The sequence below is a fragment of the Pseudoalteromonas sp. HF66 genome (assembly GCF_011806445.1).
Taxonomy (GTDB): Bacteria; Pseudomonadota; Gammaproteobacteria; order Enterobacterales; family Alteromonadaceae; genus Pseudoalteromonas; species Pseudoalteromonas apostichopi.
Genome location: NZ_JAATOU010000004.1, coordinates 1 through 22,565, shown reverse-complemented (window position 1 = coordinate 22,565; position 22,565 = coordinate 1). Strand labels below are relative to the sequence as shown.

The 22,565-nt window shown below is 42.0% G+C and carries 19 protein-coding genes; 7 read left to right on the top strand and 12 right to left on the bottom strand.

Features of this window, described 5'->3' with window-relative positions; genetic code table 11:
• Window positions 1-68 precede the first annotated feature (68 nt).
• Window positions 69-1,157, top strand: a complete 1,089-nt coding sequence (locus HCZ11_RS05645) for an alkene reductase (RefSeq protein ID WP_130052166.1) — start codon at window positions 69-71, stop codon at window positions 1,155-1,157.
• 7 nt (window positions 1,158-1,164) lie between these two features.
• Here the strand turns inward: HCZ11_RS05645 and HCZ11_RS05640 are convergent, their stop codons facing one another.
• Window positions 1,165-1,602 carry an acyltransferase gene (locus HCZ11_RS05640; protein WP_167657879.1) on the bottom strand — a complete coding sequence of 146 codons (438 nt, stop codon included), beginning with the start codon at window positions 1,600-1,602 and terminating at the stop codon, window positions 1,165-1,167.
• Between the two features lie 150 nt (window positions 1,603-1,752).
• On the bottom strand, window positions 1,753-4,173 hold the full coding sequence (gene hrpB, locus HCZ11_RS05635) for an ATP-dependent helicase HrpB (RefSeq protein WP_167657878.1): 2,421 nt from the start codon (window positions 4,171-4,173) through the stop codon (window positions 1,753-1,755).
• Window positions 4,174-4,342: 169 nt separating this feature from the next.
• On the opposite strand from hrpB, the gene HCZ11_RS05630 reads away from it, so the two are divergent.
• Window positions 4,343-5,110, top strand: a complete 768-nt coding sequence (locus tag HCZ11_RS05630; RefSeq protein WP_233786789.1) for an ABC transporter substrate-binding protein — start codon at window positions 4,343-4,345, stop codon at window positions 5,108-5,110.
• A 197-nt stretch (window positions 5,111-5,307) separates the two neighbouring features.
• Window positions 5,308-5,505, top strand: a complete 198-nt coding sequence (locus HCZ11_RS05625; protein ID WP_130052324.1) for a CsbD family protein — start codon at window positions 5,308-5,310, stop codon at window positions 5,503-5,505.
• A 40-nt stretch (window positions 5,506-5,545) separates the two neighbouring features.
• Here HCZ11_RS05625 and HCZ11_RS19765 read toward each other — a convergent pair whose 3' ends face one another.
• The 4 genes from HCZ11_RS19765 to metA all read right to left on the bottom strand — a co-directional run bounded on the left by HCZ11_RS19765 (window position 5,546) and on the right by metA (window position 11,440).
• Window positions 5,546-6,586, bottom strand: a complete 1,041-nt coding sequence (locus HCZ11_RS19765) for a GGDEF domain-containing protein (RefSeq protein ID WP_167657877.1) — start codon at window positions 6,584-6,586, stop codon at window positions 5,546-5,548.
• Between the two features lie 209 nt (window positions 6,587-6,795).
• Complete coding sequence (gene metH, locus HCZ11_RS05615; RefSeq protein WP_167657876.1) at window positions 6,796-9,426, bottom strand: methionine synthase; 2,631 nt, start codon at window positions 9,424-9,426, stop codon at window positions 6,796-6,798.
• Between the two features lie 9 nt (window positions 9,427-9,435).
• A complete protein-coding gene (locus HCZ11_RS05610; RefSeq protein ID WP_130052171.1) occupies window positions 9,436-10,503 on the bottom strand; it encodes a homocysteine S-methyltransferase family protein in 1,068 nt (355 codons plus the stop codon).
• On the bottom strand, window positions 10,493-11,440 hold the full coding sequence (metA, locus tag HCZ11_RS05605; RefSeq protein WP_167657875.1) for a homoserine O-succinyltransferase: 948 nt from the start codon (window positions 11,438-11,440) through the stop codon (window positions 10,493-10,495). The genes HCZ11_RS05610 and metA overlap by 11 nt, the downstream gene beginning before the upstream one ends.
• Window positions 11,441-11,639: 199 nt before the next feature.
• Here metA and ettA point away from each other — a divergent pair, with 199 nt between their 5' ends.
• From ettA to HCZ11_RS05590, 3 genes are all read left to right on the top strand, one after another.
• Window positions 11,640-13,313 (top strand): energy-dependent translational throttle protein EttA, encoded by a 1,674-nt coding sequence (gene ettA / locus HCZ11_RS05600; protein WP_130052173.1) that lies wholly within the window; start codon window positions 11,640-11,642, stop codon window positions 13,311-13,313.
• A 115-nt stretch (window positions 13,314-13,428) separates the two neighbouring features.
• Complete coding sequence (locus HCZ11_RS05595) at window positions 13,429-13,794, top strand: PilZ domain-containing protein (protein WP_130052174.1); 366 nt, start codon at window positions 13,429-13,431, stop codon at window positions 13,792-13,794.
• Between the two features lie 53 nt (window positions 13,795-13,847).
• Window positions 13,848-14,756 (top strand): histone deacetylase, encoded by a 909-nt coding sequence (locus HCZ11_RS05590; RefSeq protein WP_167657874.1) that lies wholly within the window; start codon window positions 13,848-13,850, stop codon window positions 14,754-14,756.
• Between the two features lie 82 nt (window positions 14,757-14,838).
• Here HCZ11_RS05590 and cyoE read toward each other — a convergent pair whose 3' ends face one another.
• The 6 genes from cyoE to HCZ11_RS05560 form a co-directional block, all read right to left on the bottom strand.
• Window positions 14,839-15,723, bottom strand: a complete 885-nt coding sequence (cyoE, locus tag HCZ11_RS05585) for a heme o synthase (protein WP_054554292.1) — start codon at window positions 15,721-15,723, stop codon at window positions 14,839-14,841.
• A gap of 142 nt (window positions 15,724-15,865) precedes the next feature.
• Entirely contained in the window at window positions 15,866-16,225 is a 360-nt protein-coding gene (gene cyoD / locus HCZ11_RS05580) for a cytochrome o ubiquinol oxidase subunit IV (RefSeq protein WP_130052176.1), read from the bottom strand.
• A complete protein-coding gene (gene cyoC, locus HCZ11_RS05575) occupies window positions 16,225-16,860 on the bottom strand; it encodes a cytochrome o ubiquinol oxidase subunit III (protein WP_167657873.1) in 636 nt (211 codons plus the stop codon). The genes cyoD and cyoC overlap by 1 nt, the downstream gene beginning before the upstream one ends.
• Window positions 16,857-18,845 carry a cytochrome o ubiquinol oxidase subunit I gene (gene cyoB / locus HCZ11_RS05570; protein WP_054554289.1) on the bottom strand — a complete coding sequence of 663 codons (1,989 nt, stop codon included), beginning with the start codon at window positions 18,843-18,845 and terminating at the stop codon, window positions 16,857-16,859. Before cyoB ends, cyoC begins: the two co-directional genes overlap by 4 nt.
• Window positions 18,846-18,847: 2 nt before the next feature.
• Window positions 18,848-19,762: a ubiquinol oxidase subunit II gene (gene cyoA, locus HCZ11_RS05565; RefSeq protein ID WP_130052178.1), complete on the bottom strand. Its 915-nt coding sequence runs from the start codon at window positions 19,760-19,762 to the stop codon at window positions 18,848-18,850.
• Window positions 19,763-19,999: 237 nt separating this feature from the next.
• On the bottom strand, window positions 20,000-20,419 hold the full coding sequence (locus tag HCZ11_RS05560; RefSeq protein WP_130052179.1) for a hypothetical protein: 420 nt from the start codon (window positions 20,417-20,419) through the stop codon (window positions 20,000-20,002).
• A gap of 434 nt (window positions 20,420-20,853) precedes the next feature.
• On the opposite strand from HCZ11_RS05560, the gene HCZ11_RS05555 reads away from it, so the two are divergent.
• Window positions 20,854-22,212 (top strand): M14 family zinc carboxypeptidase, encoded by a 1,359-nt coding sequence (locus tag HCZ11_RS05555; protein ID WP_167657872.1) that lies wholly within the window; start codon window positions 20,854-20,856, stop codon window positions 22,210-22,212.
• The last annotated feature ends 353 nt before the right edge of the window (window positions 22,213-22,565 follow it).

Sequence of the window (22,565 nt, the reverse complement as noted above, 5' to 3'; positions counted from 1 at the left end):
ATTACTGGCATTAATTTCATAAATAACTTTCGTTATGCTGAAAGCATATTCGCTTTTAAGGAGCCGTAATGAACAAATTATTCGAAACCGTACAACTTGCCGGTCATACATTAAAAAACCGCATTGTTATGCCACCAATGACACGCTCTCGCTCATCACAACCGGGTGATATCGCCAATGAGTTAATGGCCGACTACTATGCCCAACGTGCCAGCGCAGGCTTAATCATTAGCGAAGGTACACAAATATCAGCGCTAGGTAAGGGCTATGCTTGGACGCCGGGTATTTATACTCCCGAGCAAATTGTCGGTTGGAAGAAAGTAACCGACAAAGTTCATCAAGCTGGTGGCATTATGTTCGCTCAGCTTTGGCATGTTGGCCGAGTGTCTCACCCAAGTAACACGGGTGGCGAGCAACCCATTGCGCCATCAGCCATTGCAGCCAAGGACGTAAAAGTTTTTATTGATGAAGATGACAAACCCGACTTTGTTGCCACATCACTGCCACTCGCAATGAGCCATGACGACATCAAACAGGTTATAAACGAATACCGCCAAGCTGCCCGTAATGCAGTTGATGCAGGGTTTGATGGTATTGAACTACATGCTGCTAATGGTTATTTAATTAATCAATTTATTGATTCAGAGTCGAACCAACGCACTGATGAATACGGCGGCAGTTTAGAAAACCGCTTACGTTTTTTACAACAAGTGACACAAGCGGTTTGTGATGAAATTGGCGCTGAGCGTGTAGGCGTGCGCCTTGCACCACTCACAACACTCAATGGTACGGTTGATGATAACCCCTTTGAAACCTATATTGGCGCAGCAAAAGTACTCAATGACCTAAACGTTGCTTACTTGCACATTGCCGAAGCTGATTGGGATGACGCGCCACTAATGGAGCAAAGCTTTAAGCAAGCACTACGTGAAAACTATGCCGGATTAATGATTTATGCAGGCAAGTACACTGGCGATAAAGCAGAGCAAGCATTAGCCGCAGGCTGGGCTGATTTAATAGGTTTTGGTCGCCCGTTTGTTGCCAACCCAGATCTGCCAGCTCGTATTGAACAAGGTATTGAGCTTGCTCAGCATGATCCAGATACCTTATTTGGAGGCGGTGCTAAAGGCTACACCGACTACCCTTTAGCAACGTAATAACACGCTAAAAAAGTAAGCTCGTCAACCAATAGCCCAGCACAATAAAGCTGATGTTGGCGAGCGCTCTTAACCACCAAGGAGCAGAGCTAAACTGAAGTTGGCTGTACTTGCTTAGCAATACCAAAGCGCCCATCACAGTAAACCAAGGAGTAAAAAAGAATATTGGCTTTAACTTCACTAAACTCACTGCTAAATCGTGCAGCGCTCCGCTTACGGCAAAGGTCACCACAACAGCACACCAAACCGGCATAATGTCATTGCAAGGCTTCATCACATAACGAGACAAATAATAGCTCCACACCGGGTTCCAATATCGCCAAAATAGATAAAACGAACTCGCCCCCAGCGAACGTGTCAGCATATTGCGCAGCGAATCTTTATGGCCAATGGGCACACCTGTGCGTTTTTTAACGTATTGAGTAAGGGTTATAGCAGCAGACACCGACTTTCTCTTTTTTACTAATGACTAATTCAGACTACTAAACAACCAGTAAAAGAGAAACCAAAACAAGACTAGAAATTGTAACGGTTTATGAAGTGAGCAGCTCTAAGGTAGGCAATAAAGCTGAGCTAAGCGCTCACTTCATTACAGTCACATTTTACTTTTCACTTTGTTGGTCGCTTGACTGATGGCAGGGTTGTCTGGCCAAAAATGTTTTGGGTAACGCCCTTTCATTTCTTTTTGCACGTCGCGGTAACTTGTTTGCCAAAAGTTAGCTAAGTCTTGGGTTAGCTGCAGCGGTCGCCGAGCTGGCGATAATAACTCCATTAATAACGGCAACTTACCTTGCGCAAGTAAAGGCGTACTGGTCATGCCATACACTTCTTGCATACGAACACTTAGCTTTGCAGGGCCATCAAGCTGATAAGTCACTTTTACATTTGAACCACTTGGCACGATTAATCGTAAGGGCAGTAATTCATTTAATAAGCTTTGCTGCTGCCAATCAAAACAGCTTTTAATCGCTTCGCTATAGTTAAACTTTTTTAACTGCTCAAGGTTTTTAATATCATCCAAATAAGGTGCAAGCCATTGGTTATCATCGATTAATTCATCACGATTAAAAAGTGGGAATGTTTCTGGTAATAGCTTACTTGCTAAGCTCATTCGAATAAGTAACTGCTCACTATCGGGTTGCTCATTAAATAACGAAAAGCCCTGTTTACTAAATAAACTTAGCCAGGCCTTAGTGCGCTCGCTCTTATCTAAGGGGTGTTTACTTGGCTGACTCGCTATTGTGATAGCACCAAGCTTTAGCTCATCTTGATGGATAAAGCGCCCTGCTTTCTCATCGTATTCGCAGCGAGTTTGCTCAGTAAATAAATGCGAAAGCTCATCTTCAAGCTCACTTGGCATAAAGGCAACAGCAGCGAAAACACGGTTTCCCTTATGACCGCCCATGTGAGCAATGGCAATATAATCATCGTTATGCCAAAACTCCTCACTTAAGTCTGCGCCCGCACCATTGGCAAGTAAATAACCATTACCGCGCTTTTTTGCTAGCCGGTCAGGAAAAGCAAGCGCCACCAGCACCGCTAAATACTCTGTTTTAAGCTCATCAACCGGCTTGAGCTGCAAGCGTGATAGCCAATAAGTTAATTGCTGCTTAAATACTGGGTGCGGTTTGCTGTGCTGACTATGTAATGCCAAATTAAGATCAGCAGGCATACTAATGCGGCTTTCAAGCAGTGCAGTTAAATACCCCGCTAATATATAAATACCAGGCATGCGCTGCTCTAGTTGCTTTGCTTTAATAAGCATGTGCGAGAGGCGAATATCGGCTCCATAGCTCAGCATTTGGCTGCCAAGCGAGGTCAGCTTTTCATTTTCATCAATAGCTTCGAGCATTTTCAAAAGTGCCGTTGCCTGCTTAATTTGCTGGCTACTTGGTGGGTCGAGTAAGCTTAGCTCAGCAAGTGATGCCCCCCACTGTTTTGTCTCTAATAACAACTGACTAATATCACTGGTAAGAATTTCTGGCGCATCATGGCTGTTACGGCGCTCAAAGGTTTGCTTAGAGCCTAATCGATACACAACCCCCGGCTCAATACGCCCAGCACGACCACCGCGCTGTATAGCTGAAGAACGAGAGATACTTTGAGTAACAAGTTCAGTGACACCGGTTTTTAAATTGAAATTAGCAGCACGGCGTTTGCCGCTATCAACCACAATGCGTATTCCTTCAATGGTCAAACTGGTTTCAGCCACATTGGTGGTTAATACCACTTTGCGTTTGCCATTTTTAGCTGGCGCTATAGCAGCTTGTTGCTCGTTTTTATTTTGCTCACCATACAAGCTAAATACTTCGACACTATCAGCTAAATCGTTTAGAGATTGCTGAACGCGTATGATTTCACGCTGTCCTGGTAAGAATACTAAAGCACTACCCGTTTGCTCACTAAGCGCCTGTTTTATCACGGCGGGTATATCATCAAGCCAGCGGCTTTCGTCTTTAAGTGGAATATACACTTCATCAATGGGGTAGCTTCGCCCTTGAGATGAGATAATAGGGCAGCTAAAAAAGTCACTGTAACGATCGCCGTCTAAGGTTGCCGACATCAGTAAGATTTTTAAATCATCGCGAAGTGCCGCCTGTGTTTCTAGGGCAAATGCCAAAGCTGTATCAGCAGCAATTGAGCGCTCGTGAAATTCATCAAATATAAGTAAATCAACATCACTTAGCTCTGGGTCATTTTGTAACATACGCGTCAGCATGCCTTCGGTGACTATTTCGAGCTTTGTTGCAGCGCTTACTTTTGATTCGCCACGAATACGTAAGCCGACACTTCCGCCGACTTTTTCATTTTGCTGACTTGCCAAGTACTGAGCAATATTGCGAGCGGCGAGTCGTCTTGGCTCTAACATTACAATGCGTTTAAAGTGCCCTTCGCGCATCAAGGTAAGAGGCAGCCATGTTGATTTACCCGCTCCCGGTGGCGCTTGCAATAAGGCCATAGGGTTACTCTGTAATGTGGTTAACAGGGATTGATAAATATCTTGAACTGGCAGCACGTTAGGTATCTCTTACTTTCTTTTCGCGCATTGTATCAAAAAATCAAAAGTTGCGATGAATAGAGGCTTATTTCCTGTATCGAGCTTTACAAGTGAAAACATTGCATTCTGCCTATTTAGGCTTATTCTTGATTAAGCAACCAAACAAAAATCAGGATAAGGAATTAACTTGTTCAGGATTTACTTTCACATTTTAATCACCTTGCTACTTTTGGTTTTGCCGTTTCAAAATGCGTTTAGTCAGCAAAAAATTACGGTAGCACTTGGAAATACCATGCCGCCTTGGGTAATGGTTGAAGACAACTCCGGCATTATTCCGGACTTGCTTCGCGCGACACTCGGTGCACATGGTTATCAAATACAATTCGTCTACGTCCCCTATGCAAGACGGATCACTTTATACAATGAAAACTTAGTTGATGTTGTTTATGATATAAATGAAAAAGTTATCGAGACTCATAGAATGAGCGGCTACTTTTCAGATATTGCTTACAGCTATGAGAACTTTGCTTTTAGCCTAACCAAACAAAACCTTCAGCTTAATTCTATTGGCCAATTAAAACACTTTAGTGTTCTTTCATGGCAAGGTGCTAAAGAATTACTCTCGCCAGAATATCAAGTAATGGCCAGAGAAAATCCACAATACGCAGAAACTTATGATCAATTAGCACAAGTTCAACTTTTGTATCGAAAGCGCTATGAGGTGATCCAGATGGACGGTAAAATTTTTGACTATTACCGAGCATTAATTAACATCAAGGGGGAAATTGATGTCTCTGAACCAGTGCAACGATTTGCATTATTTGGCAAGAATTCGAACGGCTTTTTATTTCGTGACGAAGCCTTAAGAGACCTATTTAACGAGAGCTTACGTAAGCTCAAATCAACTGAAGAATATATACGTATAATAAATCGCTATACATCTAAAAGTCACTGAGCAGCATAAAGCACTACCGGAACAGAAAATTTTACAGACTTTCTTTAAAAACTACGTAGTAATTGCAACTTTCTATCCTCCCTCCTTACTATCATAAAAAACAAAACAACTACTAATCAACAAGTTAACCAAATAAAACATATGGTACAGCGATTGCTTTTATTAAAGTGAATGTTTAACAAAGTAAGGAGATTATGATGAACAGCGATCGTTTAGAAGGCAATTGGAAAGAGCTTAAAGGTAAAGCACAACGTAAATGGGGTGACCTTACCAATGATGATTTAGATAAAATTGAAGGTAGCCGTAAAGAGCTGGTTGGTAAGCTTCAGCAAAAATACGGTAAATCGAAAGAAGAAGCTGAGCGTGAAGTCAGCGACTTTGAAAAAGGCCATTAATTTGAGCAATCAATAAAGCCGCTTATTGCGGCTTTATATTTTAAGCTGGCTCATGCTTTGCTAAATCTACTTCAGCGACCGTTTGATTTTTACCTTGTGATTTAGCACGGTATAGCCGTTTGTCGGCAATGTTTAAACAATGATCCATGCTCTCACCAGAAACGCGCACGTACAAGCCAATACTTAAGGTGACATGAAAACGATGCTGGCCACTCTTAAATGGCTTTTCAGCGAGTTTTTTATGTATTTTTTCAGCTACTTTTCTGGCCCTAAGTTCATAGCCTGTCGGGATCACAATTAAAAACTCTTCACCCCCCCAACGGGAAATAACATCTCCTTCTTCGCACACTTTTTTAAATACATCAGCAAAAAATATCAGCACCTCATCGCCCACTTGATGTCCGTAGGTATCGTTTATCTGCTTAAAGTTATCTACATCCATCAGTAAAAACACTGACCCTTCACCAAAGCGCTCATCTTGCAAACATTCTGTTGCATAGCGACGATTAGCGAGTTCTGTCATCGCGTCTGTGCGAGCAAGCTTTTGATTAAGCTTAAGTTGCTCCATTAACTGCAAACTGTATTTATTACGGTAATATTCGTAGAAGCCGGCCAAAATACATAAAATCGAGAAACACAGCATGACCCGTGTAGGAAAGTAGTAGCTCGGATAACTGTAATAACCTAATTGATCGGTAAAGTAGAAAAGCACCGAGATAATAATGGCGAGTAATATAAGATCAAAGGCACCGCGCTTTAAGCCACGAATAAAAAAGGTCACGGGAGATACAATAAATAGCCATAACGGCCCTGTGCCATTGCTGCCACCCGAGACAGTTAAGAAGCACATCATTGCATAAAGTGCGTATAGCATGAGTACTGAGATAAATTGATCACGCCCCTTTATTAAAAAAGGCAAAGCAAAAATTACAACGCCAACAATTAATAAATAACTTAACGCGATGTAGCCATCTTGATAACTTGTGACCGACATCAACAAAGAGGTCACTGCACCAATAAATGCAAATACGCGTAAGAATCGCGCTTTATCTCTCTCGCTTGCATTCACAGTATCAATCACAATTCCACCTTAGACTCCTTGCTCAACCTCAATAACTTTAACACAAATATTTAAATTAGAAGGAAATTACCAATAATTAAGCTATGAAAATGCATTAAAGATAAAAAAGTATGATCAAAAAATGGGCACAAAATAATGGCAATATAGCAGTAAAAAAACGAGCCAGATTTGGCTCGTTTCATTTAAAATTTAAAGCTAATAACTAACTACTATTCAGGTTCATAGCCTAAATTAGGCGACAACCAACGCTCAGCTTCTGCAAGTGTCATGTTGGTCCGCTTGGCATAATCTTCAACCTGATCCTTTTGAATTTGCGCCACAGCATAGTACTTAGCTTCAGGATGAGAAAAATACCAGCCAGATACAGCAGCTCCCGGCCACATTGCGTATGAACTGGTTAGCTTCATACCAATACGCTGCTCGGTATCGAGTAACTGCCAAATTTTCTTCTTCTCTGTATGCTCAGGACAGGCAGGGTAACCTGGCGCTGGGCGAATACCTTGGTAGTTTTCACGGATAAGTTCGTCATTCGATAGATTCTCATCTACCGCATAGCCCCAATACTCTTTACGCACTTGCTCATGCAAATACTCAGCAAAGGCTTCTGCTAAACGGTCTGCAACTGCTTTAACCATGATCTTATTGTAATCATCTTGCTTAGCATCGAAGGCATCGGCAAGGTCATCTTCTTCAAGACCACCAGTTACCGCAAAGGCCCCGAAGTAATCAGGGGTGCCTTTTGGCGCAATATAATCAGCTAAGCAGTAGTTAGCAAAGTCGGTTTTTTCCGTTTGCTGACGCAAATGACACGATGTAGTTAAAAGCGTTGTACGTGACTCATCGGTATAAATCTCAATGTCATCCCCTACTCGGTTTGCAGGGAATAACCCAATGACACCTAGAGGTTGTAGCGCACCTGACTGCTCAAGCTCATCAAGCATTGCGTTGGCATCAGCGAATAAGCTTTTAGCTTGTTCACCAACAATTTCATCTTCAAGAATACGTGGGTACTTACCAGCGATTGACCACGTCATGAAATAAGGTGTCCAGTCGATGTACTGTCTTAACGTCGCAATCGAAACATTTTTAAACTCAGTCACACCCAGCTTTTTCGGTACTGGTGGCGTGTAGTTGTCCCAATCGAGTTTAGCTGCGTTGTCGCGAGCACGCTGTAAAGTAACTGGTTTTGAGCGCGGCTTTTTACGTGCTTGTTGTTCACGTACTTTTTCATACTCAGTTTTAGTTTTCTCTAAAAAAGCTGGCTTTAATTCTTTAGACAATAAATTAGAGACCACACCCACAGCACGGCTAGCATTATTTACGTAAACCACACCTTTATCATACTGCGGCTCAATTTTAACCGCGGTATGCGCTTTAGAGGTTGTTGCACCACCAATCAGTAGCGGTAATTCAAAACCACGGCGAGTCATTTCTTTAGCAACATGCACCATTTCATCTAGCGAAGGGGTAATAAGCCCTGATAAACCAATTATATCGGCTTTCTCGTCAATAGCAGTTTGCAAAATTTTCTCTGCCGGCACCATCACACCAAGATCAATGACCTCGTAGTTATTACATTGCAGTACTACGCCTACGATATTCTTACCAATATCGTGCACGTCGCCCTTAACGGTTGCCATAACCACTTTACCGTTCGTTGCGCCTTCTTCTTTTTCAGCTTCAATGAAAGGGTCAAGATAGGCAACGGCACGCTTCATCACACGGGCAGATTTAACAACCTGAGGTAAGAACATTTTACCCGCACCGAATAAGTCACCTACTACGTTCATGCCATCCATAAGCGGGCCTTCGATAACTTCAATTGGCTTAGCTTTGCTCTTACGGCACTCTTCAGTATCTTCGTCGATATACTCAGTAATGCCTTTTACTAGCGCGTGTTCAAGGCGCTTTTCAACAGGCCATGTACGCCATTCTAAATCTTCAACTTTTTCTGCTTGGGCCATACCTGAGTATTTTGGTGCAAGTTCAACAAGTCGCTCACCTGCACCGGGGTCGGTATTGAGGATCACATCTTCCACTGCTTTACGCAGCTCTTCGGGGATATCGTCGTAAACCGCTAATTGGCCAGCATTTACAATACCCATATCCATACCCGCTTTAATCGCATGGTATAAAAACACTGAGTGGATAGCTTCGCGTACCGGGTTGTTACCACGGAACGAAAACGATACATTCGATACACCGCCCGACACTTTACAATGCGGTAAGCCTTGCTTGATTCGACGCGTACCTTCAATAAATTCAACAGCGTAATTATCGTGCTCTTCAATGCCCGTTGCTACAGCAAAAATATTTGGATCAAAAATAATATCTTCTGGCGGGAAGCCAATATCATCAACAAGTATTTTGTAGCTACGCTGACAAATCTCGAACTTACGATCAGCGGTTTCAGCTTGACCGGCTTCATCAAACGCCATAACAACCGCAGCGGCACCAAAACGTTTTATTATTTTGGCTTGCCGTATGAACGGTTCTTCACCTTCTTTAAGTGAAATTGAATTAACAATGGCTTTACCTTGAATACATTTTAAGCCTGCTTCAATAACGTCCCATTTCGATGAGTCGACCATGATAGGTACTTTTGAGATATCAGGCTCTGATGCAATTAAATTTAAAAACTTTACCATCGCAGCTTTCGAATCCAACATGGCTTCATCCATATTGATATCAATCACTTGCGCACCATTTTCTACTTGTTCACGGGCAACATCGAGGGCAGTCTCGTAATCTTCTTCCATAATTAAGCGTTTAAACTTAGCCGAGCCTGTTACATTGGTACGCTCACCGACGTTAGTAAATACAGCAATTTGGTCAGTCATGTCGGTTTCCTAGTTTAAGTTACACGCTTCAAGGCCCGATAAGCGCATACGCACTTCAAGCTCAGGTAATTGGCGAGGTTTAACACCTTCAAGGCCTTTCGCAAACGCCTTTATATGAGCCGGTGTGGTGCCGCAACAACCACCTACAATGTTGATAAAGCCAGACTTGCCCCAATCAATAATTTCTTTTGCCATTTCAGGGGCTTCTAAATCATATTCGCCAAACTCGTTCGGTAAACCTGCATTTGGATGCACCGAGGTAAAGGTTTCACAAACACGGGATAACTCTTCAACATACTGGCGCAGTAAGTCAGGGCCAAGGGCGCAGTTAAGGCCGATTGATAGCGGCTTAATATGGCGAATTGAGTTATAAAATGCTTCTGTTGTTTGGCCTGATAAAGTACGGCCTGAGGCATCGGTAATGGTGCCTGAGATCATCACAGGTAAACTACGACCAGCCTGTTCGAATGCTTCTTCCACAGCGAACGAAGCAGCTTTTGCATTAAGCGTATCAAAGATAGTTTCAATCAAAATGAGGTCTGCACCGCCTTCCATAAGTGCAAGTGTTGACTCAACATACGCGGCCACCAGCTTATCAAAGTTGATATTTCGATAACCTGGATCGTTTACATCTGGCGAAATAGAACAGGTTTTTGATGTTGGTCCAAGTACGCCTGCAACATAACGAGGCTTGCTTGGATCTTTTGCTTCAAACTCATCACATACGCTGCGTGCAAGCTTAGCTGACTCTAGGTTGATTTCGCGGCTAAGGCTAGCCATGTCGTAATCTTCCATCGAAATAGTCGTGGCATTAAAAGTATTGGTTTCGATGATATCAGCACCGGCTTCTAAGTAAGCACGGTGAATATCAGCAATGATTTTTGGCTGAGTCAGGCTTAATAAATCGTTATTGCCTTTAATAAGTACATGCCAGTCTTTAAAGCGCTCACCGCGATAATCCTGTTCTTCTAATTTATGTTCTTGGATCATGGTGCCCATCGCGCCATCGAGGATTAAAATTCGCTGTTTTAGCGCCTCGGTTAATTGTTCGCGTTTATTCACTGCATTACTCGGCATAGTTGTTAGTCCTTACATCTTGGCTAACTAAGTTAATATCATACGGTGTAGTTTGGTACACATAATAGTTTAACCAATTCGAAAACAATAAAAAGGCATGGCTTTGCCACGTTTTCGACGGTTCGTTATCTGGGTTATCGTCAGGGAAGTAGTTTTCTGGCTTAGGCGCATCAGCTGATTTTTCTTGGTCACGCAAATACTCCCCTTTTAGGGTATGGGCATCGTACTCTGGATGGCCCGTAATATATACTTGGCTACCTGATTTATTTTTAATTAAATAGGCACCTACTCGCTCAGAGCCTGCTAACACAACCAGCTCATCGCAGGCATTGATCTTCTCGATATCAATATGACCATAGCGAGAATGTGGCACTAAAAAGGTGTCATCAAAGCCTCGGGTAAGTGCCGCATGATCAAAATAACTTTTATGGGTAAATACGCCACTGAGTTTATTTGGTTTCAGCTCACGCTTCAGACCATAGTGATGATAAAGCCCAGCATGGGCCGCCCAACACGAAAACAACGTAGACGTAACATGCTGCTCTGCCCAATCTAAAATAACTTTTAGTTCATCCCAGTAAGCAACTTCGTCATACTCTAAATGAGCAAGCGGCGCGCCTGTTATGATCATGGCATCGTAGTTATTATCTTTCACTTCTGAAAAATAACGATAGAAAGTATCCATGTGCTGCTCAGAGTTACTACTCGTGCGATGAGTATCCAACCTCAACAACTCAACATTAACTTGTAACGGTGAGTTAGCTAATAATCGAATAAATTGCACTTCGGTTTCAACTTTGTTTGGCATTAAGTTTAAGATAGCCAAACGCATTGGACGAATCTCTTGCGTTTTAGCACGACTTTTTGGCATTACAAACACGTTCTCTTGACGTAATTTTGCAATGGCTGGCAATTCATCTTTTACTGTAATGGGCATAGCTGGCTCCGAGCATACTTATCTGACTGCTAATTATGAACGGATAGTTAGAAATTTCAACCTCTAGATGTTTAGATGTCCAAATGAATTTTATTTGTTTGAAAGCAAAGCCCATAAAAGCCTGTTTCGTTGACGTATACGCGACAGAGCCTCTACAATATACGCTGTTAATTTTTCTTATAAATTGAAGGCTCCTTTCATGGTGTTACCAGATAAGTTTATATTCTCGATGAGTCGAGTTTCTAAGGTTGTGCCACCTAAGCGCACTATCTTAAAAGATATTTCTTTACACTTTTTCCCAGGCGCAAAAATTGGTGTGCTAGGTCTAAACGGTGCAGGTAAATCAACGTTACTTCGCATTATGGCTGGTGTTGATCAAGACTTTGAAGGTGAAGCTCGCCCTCAACCTGGCACTAAAATCGGTTACTTACCGCAAGAGCCAGTGCTTGACGAAAGCAAAACAGTTCGCGAAACAGTAGAAGAAGCAGTAAGCGAAGTTAAAAATGCACTAAACCGCCTTGATGAAGTATACAACGAGTATGCAATGGACGGTGCTGACTTCGATGCACTTGCTAAAGAGCAAGGCGAACTTGAAGCTATCATCCAAGCGCACGACGGTCACAATATCGACAACGTGTTAGAGCGTGCAGCTGATGCATTACGTCTTCCACCTTGGGATGCAAAAATTGAACACCTTTCGGGTGGTGAGCGTCGCCGTGTTGCGATCTGTCGTTTACTACTTGAAAAACCAGATATGCTTATTCTTGACGAGCCAACCAACCACTTAGATGCTGAGTCAGTTGCTTGGTTAGAGCGCTTCTTACACGATTACGAAGGTACCGTGGTTGCTGTAACCCACGACCGTTACTTCTTAGATAACGTAGCAGGTTGGATTTTAGAACTTGACCGTGGTGAAGGTATTCCTTGGGAAGGTAACTACTCATCGTGGCTTGAGCAAAAAGATTTACGTTTACAACAAGAACAGAAATCTGAAAAAGCACGTCAAAAATCAATCGCGCAAGAACTTGAATGGGTTCGTTCAAACCCGAAAGGCCGTCAAGCTAAGTCTAAAGCACGTATGGCACAGTTCTCTGAGCTACAGCAAAACGATTACCAAAAGCGTAACGAAACGAATGAACTATTCATTCCACCGGGTCCACGCTTAGGTGACCAAGTTATCGAAGTGAAAGGTCTGAAGAAAAGCTTTGGCGATCGCGTATTAATCGATGACTTAAACTTTGCAATGCCAAAAGGCGCTATCGTAGGTATTATCGGCGCTAATGGTGCGGGTAAATCAACCCTGTTCAAAATGCTAAGTGGTGAAGAAACGCCAGATAGCGGTGAGATCCTTGTTGGTGACACTGTTGAGCTTGCAACGGTTGATCAGTTCCGTGGCGACATGGACGAAAGCAACACGGTTTTCCAAGAAATCTCTAACGGCCAAGACGTATTAAAAATTGGTAACTTTGAATTCCCAAGCCGTGCCTATGTTGGCCGCTTTAACTTCAAAGGTAACGACCAACAAAAATTCGTTAAAGACCTATCAGGTGGTGAGCGCAACCGTTTACACCTAGCTAAGCTATTAAAAGCAGGTGGTAACGTATTACTACTGGATGAGCCTACCAATGACCTAGACGTTGAAACACTACGTGCACTTGAGAACGCGATTTTAGAGTTCCCTGGCTGTGTAATGTGTATCTCGCATGACCGTTGGTTCCTTGACCGTATTGCTACACATATTCTTGATTACCGTGACGAAGGCCAAATTAACTTCTTCGATGGTAACTACACAGAATACGAAGAGTGGCTGAAGAAAACCTTAGGCGCAGAAGCGGCACAACCTAAGCGTATTAAATACAAAAAAATTGGCTAATTAGCTGATACTCAAAAAGCCCCGATTTAGGGGCTTTTTTGTTGCTATAATCATTTCTCTCACTAATTTCATAATGATCTATACTCATTAAGTTAATATAGGTGGAGATAAAGTTATGAATGAACGCAGAGAGTTTTCGCGGGTATTATTTTCTTGCCCTGCGATCCTTCGCATCGAAGATAACGACTACCACTGTCAGTTACTTGATCTATCTTTGCAAGGTGCGCTTATTACTAAAAGTGATTCATTTTTAGTGCCTATTCATAGTAAGGCAGACTTAATCTTTACCCTGCCAGAGTCAAATATCGAGATAAAAATGCAAGTGGAGCTGTGCCATATTGAGCATCAACATGCAGGCCTTCGCTGTGAACATATAGATATTGATAGTATTACTCACTTAAAACGACTGATTGAGCTAAACTTGGGTGATGAAGCATTATTACATCGCGAGTTGGGCCATTTAATTCACGCACCAGAGTAAACATTTGCCAGTAGATTCGTTATGCTGTAGCAAATTCAGCTATCCTATGAGCTATGCAGTTAAATCCCCACTTACCCTTGGTGTATCACCCAAATTACTCGTTTAGTTTCGATCCTAACCATCGCTTTGTGATGAGTAAGTTTGCTTATTTATATGAGCATGTACAAAGCCTTGGATTAATAAATGACAACCTAACACAGCCGGTGCTTGGCACCCCTGAGCCCCTTGAATTAGTGCACTGTGAAAATTACATCAACGACCTTTGGCATAATAGATTAGATGAAAAGGCGATGCGCCGCATTGGCTTACCTTGGTCAAAAGAGCTGATGGCACGTACTTTTACCGCCCCACTTGGCACCTTACAAGCAGCACGCTTAGCACTTAAACATGGCATCGCTTGTCACTTAGCCGGTGGCACTCACCATGCTCATACTGACTTTGGCTCAGGCTATTGCATGGTAAACGACTTAGCTTTCACCAGCGAAACCCTGATAAAAAGTGGCGAAGTGACCAATATACTTATTTTTGATTTAGATGTTCATCAAGGTGATGGTACCGCAGCAATGCTGGCACATCAGCCCTACGCCTATACCTGCTCTATTCACTGTGAAAAGAATTTTCCGTTTCGAAAATCAGCCAGCGACTTAGACATAGGTTTAGCACCGAATGTCGCTGATAGTGAATACCTAGGCGTTGTTGACGATACGCTGAGTTATTTATTAAACACCCTAAACCCAGATTTAGTACTTTATGATGCAGGTGTTGATGTATGGCAGCAAGATGGTTTAGGTAAACTTGATATAAGCTGGCAAGGGATAGAGCAACGCGACCATTTAGTCTTCAAGCGCTGCCTTGAGCACAATGTACCTGTCGCAACCGTAATTGGGGGTGGTTATGATAAAGATCATCGCCGTTTAGCGGCTCGTCACGGCATTGTAGTTGAACAAGCGGCTCGCTTTTAATAACGACAAAGAAAAAAGGCCCGGTGGAGAAAAAAACCGGGCCTTTGCTACTGTAACATTGGGATATGTTAGCAACTTTTTTCTAAGTTAAAACAAGTAGCTGTGGAGCTACCGAATGGTAATCTAAAGCCATAGCTATGCTCAAAACCGTGATGTTTACAATTGAAAAAGCAAACACTTGGCGCGCCCAGCCGCTTACATCAATATTGCGACGATAGCCACGAAGCGCCATTAGCAACCACCAAAAACTCGTTGTACAAGCTACAGCCATAAAGGCTAAACCTGTATAACCACTAATGGTTAATAACATCACAACCAACGCATACACGGCGATATATAAAACAATGTGATGCTTTGCCTTCTCGATCCCCTGCGCTACAGGTAACACAGGAATTCTGGCCGCTTGGTAGTCGTTATAACGAAAGATTGCAATTGCATATGAATGAGGCATTTGCCATAGACTAAACATAACCAATAAAATCACAGCACCAGCATCAAACTGCCCAGTCACGGCACAATACCCCACTACAGGCGGTACTGCGCCAGATAAACTTCCTACAAAGGTGCCGTACACAGAACGACGTTTCATATATAAGCTGTACACACCTACGTAGATGACGTAACCAAAAGTAGCAAATAAGAGTGCCACTACGTTGGTATACACAGCTAATAAGCCGAAACCAATAACACCAAGCACGATGCCATGTGCCATAGCTGCCTTTGCTGACATTTCGCCAGTTACTGTGACGCGTTTGCGAGTGCGCGCCATAGCAACATCAATATCACGATCAATTACGTTATTGATCGCGCATCCTGATGCCACTACTAAAGATAACCCTAGTAAGGTTGCGATCATTAACCATGGGTCAATATCACCGCGAGAGGCTAGCAAGAATCCCCCCGCGACAGAGATCAAATTGCCCATGATAATGCCAGGTTTAGTGACATTTAAATAACGTCGAAACACTTCCTCGACTCCTCTAATTTTCAGCACAAACGCAATATTACGAAAGAAACTAGTTAGTAACAGACTGTAAGAACTGGAGACACAACCTCAGACTAACCAGCTCCTTTCGTAAATCTTTTTACCAATTACAAAGTAATTGTTATTAGTACATCATCATGGCGTTCGATTCGTAGATGATCCACACCGACAAACCAACCACCATCACGATGATTAAAGCACTAAAGATAAACGACAATGAACTTGCTTTGCCGTCTTCTGTTTTGAAGTTTAGGTGTAAGAAATATTTCAAATGCACCCAAATTTGCACAATCGCCATGCTCACGATGCACCATGCAGTGGTCGTTTTAGAAAACGAGCCACTCATCACAGCCCAAAATGGAATAGCTGTTAAAACCACTGACAATACAAAACCAATTAAATAGTCTTTAACGCTGCCATGTGATTGATCATTATGTGCATGAACTTCTAAGTTATTAATTACATGTGATTCACTGTGACTCATTACATTGCTCCCATTAAATAAACAACGGTAAATACACAGATCCACACCACATCTAAGAAGTGCCAGAATAAGCTTAAACAACTTAGGCGTGTCACTGTTTGTGGGTTTAAACCACGGCGCACAACTTCAATCATCAGGACAGTCATCCAAATAAGACCTGCTGTAACGTGAAGACCGTGTAAGCCCACTAAAGAGAAGAACGATGTTAAAAAGGCACTTTGCTGAGGGCCATTGCCATGCGCAATTAGGTGATGGAATTCATATACTTCCATACCAATAAACACAGCACCAAAGGCAAAGGTAACCAGCAACCAAGTTAAAGTAGCCGCCTTTTTCTGCCCGTGAGCAGAGATCATCGCAAAACCAAAAGTGATACTACTGAGTAGTAGTGCTGCGGTTTCAACCGCAACAAAATCAAGTTCAAAAATGTCTTTACCGGACACACCGCCAGCAGTATTCATGAACAATACTGCATAGGTTGCAAAGAATGATGCAAACAACAGGCAGTCAGTCATTAGGTAAAGCCAGAAACCAAATACGGTGTTACCACCTGTATCGTGGTGCTCATGGTCATGTGCATCGACATGACCGTGTGCGCTGTTTAAGGTGTCGAGTCCTGCAGAAATGGTACTCATGCATTCACCTCCTTCGTAGCGGCTGTATTGTGAGCCGTTTCTAGTTCAACAATTTCATCTGGTTGCACGTAGTAATCAACATCGCTGGTGTAACAACGTTTGATGAACACCACGATAGCACCCAGTAAACCAAAGGCTGCAAGCCACCAAATGTGCCAGATCATGGCAAAACAGAAGGTTGTTAAAGCTGCGCTCATTAATACACCTGCTGATGTATTTTTTGGCATATGAATTGGGCTATAAGAGGCTTCTTGTTTGTAAGCTAAGCCTTTTTCTTTCATATCTGTCCACGCATCAATGTCATCAACATGTGGGATTTTCGCAAAGTTGTAGTACTGCGGAGGTGAAGCAGATGCCCACTCAAGGGTATGACCATTCCACGGATCGCCCGTTGTATCATCAAGTTGCTCGCGATTTTTGAAGCTCACTACAAGTTGCACAACTTGGAACAAGATACCGAACATAATGATTACCGCACCGCCAGCTGCAATGTATAACCAAATGTTCCAATCAGGGTTGTTAGTGTGATTTAAGCGACGTGTCATACCTAAGAAACCAAGTACATATAACGGCATGAATGCAACGAAGAAACCTATTAACCAACACCAGAAAGATCTTCTGCCCCAGCTCTCGTCAAGTTTGAAGCCCATTGCTTTAGGGAACCAAAACGCAAAACCAGCTAAATAACCAAATACCGCACCACCAATAATGGTGTTATGGAAGTGAGCAATTAAGAATAAGCTGTTATGTAATACGTAGTCAGCACCAGGAATAGCAAGTAACACACCGGTCATACCACCGATAGTGAAAGTCACCATGAAACCTAAAGTCCAAAGGACAGGCACAGTAATACGTAAACGACCACGGTACATAGTGAATAACCAGTTAAACAACTTAACCCCGGTCGGTACCGCAATAACCATGGTCATAACACCAAAGAAGGCATTAACGTTAGCGCTTGAGCCCATAGTAAAGAAATGATGAAGCCAAACGATAAAACCTAAAATTGAAATCGCACCGCTTGCATAAACCATCGACTTATAACCAAACAGGCGTTTACCAGCAAAAGTTGAGATAACTTCTGAGAAAATACCAAACGCAGGTAAGATCAGAATGTAAACTTCAGGGTGACCCCATGCCCAAAATAAGTTGATGTACATCATCGCGTTACCACCTAATTCATTGGTGAAAAAGTGGAAATCGAGATAACGGTCAAGCGTTAGCATTGCCAGTACCGCAGTTAAAATTGGGAACGATGCGGCAATTAAGATATTCGCCCACGTACATGCCCAAGTAAAAATAGGCATTTTCATTAATGTCATGCCTGGTGCACGCATTTTAAATACAGTCGCTAAGAAGTTTACCGATGTTAATAAGGTACCCAAGCCGGATATCTGCAAGGCCCATATATAATAGTCGACCCCGACACCTGGACTAAATGACAGCTCAGACAGCGGTGGATATGCAACCCAACCTGTTTTAGCAAACTCACCAAAGAATAGTGAGATATTAATCAGGATTGCACCGCCAGCAGTTAACCAAAAGCTAAGGTTATTTAAGAATGGGAATGCAACATCACGGGCACCAATTTGCAAAGGTAAAATGATGTTCATTAAACCAATCATAAACGGCATCGCCATAAAGATGATCATGATCACCCCGTGCGCCGTAAAGATTTGGTCATAATGCTCTGGTGGTAAGTAACCACTTGCACCGCCGGTAGCCATTGCTAATTGCAGTCGCATCATAATGGCATCCGCGAAACCACGGAAAAGCATGATTAGCGCAAGAATGATGTACATAACACCTAAACGCTTATGGTCAATTGAGGTGATCCAGTCGTGCCAAATCACGCCCCACTTTTTATATTTTGTTACTAAGCCTGCCACTAACAGACCTAAGACAGCAACAACCGTCATGGTAACCATGATAATTGGTTCATGAAACGGGATTGCGTCTAATGTTAATTTACCTAACAACGACATGATTATTCCTCGTCCTCGCTGTGCTTCTTATGAGCTGAGTGCTCTGGCATAGCGTGTTGCATTGCACCGTGAGAGCCATGCGCTTGCATATATTTCATTACGATTGAATGGAACATATCTTTATCTACGCTGGCATAGTATTTAACTGGGTCGTATTCACTTGGTTTTGCTAGTTCAACATAGCTTTGCTTAGTCAGTGCAGAACCGGTATTTTTTACTTTGTTTACCCATTCATCGAAATCAGCTTCAGTAGCTGTTGCAATGGCATCGAACTTCATACCGGTGAAACCTGCACCACTGTAGTTAGCAGAGAAGCCTTTAAAAGTACCCGGTTCATCAGCTATTAAGTGAAGCTTTGTTTCCATACCTGCCATTGAATAAATTTGGCTACCAAGCTGTGGAATGAAAAACGAATTCATGGTGCTTTCTGAGGTGATCTTGTACTGCACAGGCACATTGGCAGGAAAAACAAGCTCATTCACTGTGGCGATGCCTTGCTCTGGATAAATGAATAACCATTTCCAGTTCAAAGAAACAACTTCAACAGTAAGGTGCTCACCTTTACCTTCAAGTGGTTTATATGGGTCAAGTTGTTGCGTTGACTGCCATGTGATCACACCTAAAATCGCAACGATAATGATAGGAATGGTCCAAACCACAGCTTCAATCTTGTTTGAGTGCGCCCATTTTGGAGCGTAAATTTCTTGATCTCGTCCATCACGGTATTTCCATGCAAAATAAATTGTCATGGCAATAACTGGAATTACAACAATCAGCATTAATACCGTAGCTACGATAATTAAATACTTCTCGTCGACACCAATTTGACCTTTTGGATCGAGTACCCCGCCTTTACAGCCAGACAAAGCCAGCACTAAAGACGCTAGAGCAATATTACAAAGGTTTCGAATTGACAAAGGAATATCCTACAACCTAAAAGTTAACACTTGTCGAAATAAGTACACGACGCTTTTCTGCAACAGATGCTACAGATATCCCTCGGCTGAATAACGAGCACGACAAATCGACACGCTAAAAAGTAAGGGAATTTAGGTTGGCTGACTGAAATTTGGGCGTAAAAAACCCACTAGGTGCTTTAGTAAAGACAACTTAGAAAACGACTAAAATGGCTGAACTTAAGCAACAAAGCTTATTTACAGACAACCACTTACACGAGGAGGAGCACGACAGCCATGAGCACTGTGTACTACTAAAGACTTTATCGTTTCACGCGCAGCGAAGGCCGCTTTACGTAAAATGACACCTGCACGACGCGCAGGAAAGAAATGGAAGACCAACCAGCATAAACCAATAAGTAATTGGCAAGACACCACAGGGTAAGCTAAAAAACTCAACACATTAAGTAGTGGGATTTCGTATAAAGCACCTTCACTTAATAAGCTTCTTAGCCCTTGAGCATCTTCTAATGTACCGTTGATTAGCATGGCTGAATTAATCAGCAACAAGGCTAAAACTGACATTAGTTCTTTACCAGCAAAAAATGCACGCGCAGCCAGTTGCAACCTAGCTAAGCTAGACTGTTTGGCACCTTGTGACTGATTAATTGCTCGCAAAACCCACGCCTTTTTATCGCTTTTACTGCATTTTAGGTAAGTGGCTTACCCTATTTTTAAATGCGGTAATATGATCTTCATCAATAAAGTTTCAGTAATTACTGAAATTTCGGTGTGGAGTATAACAAAGTCAACAGACGGTACAAGTAGAATTTGGCAGCACAAAGTTAAGCATTATTTAAGCACACGTTATCAATGTGTAAAAAACCGATTTAATTAAAGCTAAGTATTTAAAATTAATACTTTATTTTATATAGCTAAAAGCAATGAAGAAAATGAAAATAGCATATTAATAACGTTTTAAAGCATAAATACCGTTTTAAAGCATACTAAGTCAGTACTAACTGAAGATTAAATACTGAGCAAGGATTAGCCAAACCCATTAAAATATAATATTCTAACAAAACCAAAAATAAAGAATAAAAGAGACAGTTATGCGTCAATATGCACTCGCTGCTGCCATTTTAGCATTAAGTAACAGCGCACTCGCAAATACGATTGAAGACACCGTAGTGAATGGCTTAAATAAACCCGCGATTTATTACACCGATATTGAGCCACACTTAAAAACCGTAGCAAAGCATCCTAGCGTCAAACTAGAACAAATTGGTACCTCATTTCAAGGACAGGCACTCAATTCTCTTAAAATTGGCACAGGCCCAATCAAAGTGATGATGTGGAGCCAAATGCACGGCGACGAAAACACTGCAACTGCCGCACTTATGGACTTTTTAAGCTTCATAACAGCTGATGAAAACGCACAATGGCTAAAAAGCTGGCGACAGAAAATATCCCTTCTCATAATCCCTATGGTGAACCCTGACGGCGCGGCCGTACAAACCCGTTATAATGCTCAAGGAATTGATTTAAATCGCGATGCTAAAGCTCTTCGCACAAAAGAAGGGCAAATACTAATGGCTGCCGCAAATCAGTTTAAACCTGACTTTGGCTTTAATTTACATGATCAGAACGCATATTACGGAGCAGGAAAAAAAGGTAAACAAGCCACCATTTCAGTGCTAGCGCCAGCCTATAACGAAGCGAGAGAAGTAAATAAAAGTCGCGGCGAGGCTATGCAGTTTATAGCCCACTTAGCTAAAACGGTTGAAACAATAATCCCAGGCCACTTAGGAAAGTACAACGACAGTTACTCATACCGTAGCTTTGGGGATACTTTTTCGGAAAAGGGTATTAGAACAATATTAATTGAATCAGGAGCGTACCCTAATGATCCAAACCGACAAATAGCACGCAAGGTTAACCGTGTTTTATACAAAAAGACGATTGATTCGTTAACTTCGGGGGAGTGGAAAGACGCGAGGATATCGCAATATCACGCTATTCCATTTAACGCTAAAGACAATTGGGTCGACTTACTAATAGACGACATAATCGTAAATAGTGAGCTAGGTGATTACCAGATAGATATTGCAATTAACAATAAAGGACAGTCACCTGTAATCAAAGAGCTAGGTGATATAAGTAGTATCCGCCAAGGTTATACGAGTTTAGATGCAAGCAGCCTAAGCTTTAAGGCAGGTAACAGCTTTGTTTTAAATAAATCGTTAACGCTTACAGAAAGTAGCTATAAAAATATTTTAAAACAAGGCTATAGCTGTTTTTCGGGTGATATGAACAAATTAAAAAACACCTCAAAATGGCCAGTTTACGCGTGCAAAAGTATATTTACATCAATACCATCTCTTCGCGCCCCTGCTGCTTTTTTCTTACAAGCCGACGGCATAAATAAGTATGCTATTTTGGGGACTGAGTTAATTAATCTAGAAAGTTAATAACAAAAGACAGTCACCCATAATTAAAAACACGCTTTGAAAGACAGGCACTCTTAAAAGTGCCTACTAAATCTTCAAATACTTTAGATTTTTTAACCTAAAATACTCGTTTTGTAGGCAACCTACCCTATTAGCTTAATCCACTAGTAAAAACCAAGATAAAAGATTTAGCTTTCTGAGAATTGAAAGTACGAGTTAGCTGCAATGTTTTGCAAAAAATAAAAGTTGAGAGAAATTTAAGATTAGCTAGCAAGTAATAACTTACAACTTGTTATATTACTTCGCCGCTTTCGAGCAGTTTTACTACAGTAGTTTTCAATAGCTTGTATTCGACCTACAGCACCGTGAAATAA

What these genes read in the sequence shown, in the direction of transcription:
- HCZ11_RS05645 (WP_130052166.1), top strand. Translation starts at nt 69, where the DNA reads ATGAACAAATTATTCGAAACCGTACAACTTGCCGGTCATACATTAAAA.
- HCZ11_RS05625 (WP_130052324.1), top strand. Translation starts at nt 5,308, where the DNA reads ATGAACAGCGATCGTTTAGAAGGCAATTGGAAAGAGCTTAAAGGTAAA.
- metH (WP_167657876.1), bottom strand. Translation starts at nt 9,426, where the DNA reads ATGACTGACCAAATTGCTGTATTTACTAACGTCGGTGAGCGTACCAAT.
- HCZ11_RS05610 (WP_130052171.1), bottom strand. Translation starts at nt 10,503, where the DNA reads ATGCCGAGTAATGCAGTGAATAAACGCGAACAATTAACCGAGGCGCTA.
- metA (WP_167657875.1), bottom strand. Translation starts at nt 11,440, where the DNA reads ATGCCCATTACAGTAAAAGATGAATTGCCAGCCATTGCAAAATTACGT.
- ettA (WP_130052173.1), top strand. Translation starts at nt 11,640, where the DNA reads ATGGTGTTACCAGATAAGTTTATATTCTCGATGAGTCGAGTTTCTAAG.
- HCZ11_RS05595 (WP_130052174.1), top strand. Translation starts at nt 13,429, where the DNA reads ATGAATGAACGCAGAGAGTTTTCGCGGGTATTATTTTCTTGCCCTGCG.
- HCZ11_RS05590 (WP_167657874.1), top strand. Translation starts at nt 13,848, where the DNA reads ATGCAGTTAAATCCCCACTTACCCTTGGTGTATCACCCAAATTACTCG.
- cyoD (WP_130052176.1), bottom strand. Translation starts at nt 16,225, where the DNA reads ATGAGTCACAGTGAATCACATGTAATTAATAACTTAGAAGTTCATGCA.
- cyoC (WP_167657873.1), bottom strand. Translation starts at nt 16,860, where the DNA reads ATGAGTACCATTTCTGCAGGACTCGACACCTTAAACAGCGCACACGGT.
- cyoB (WP_054554289.1), bottom strand. Translation starts at nt 18,845, where the DNA reads ATGTCGTTGTTAGGTAAATTAACATTAGACGCAATCCCGTTTCATGAA.
- HCZ11_RS05555 (WP_167657872.1), top strand. Translation starts at nt 20,854, where the DNA reads ATGCGTCAATATGCACTCGCTGCTGCCATTTTAGCATTAAGTAACAGC.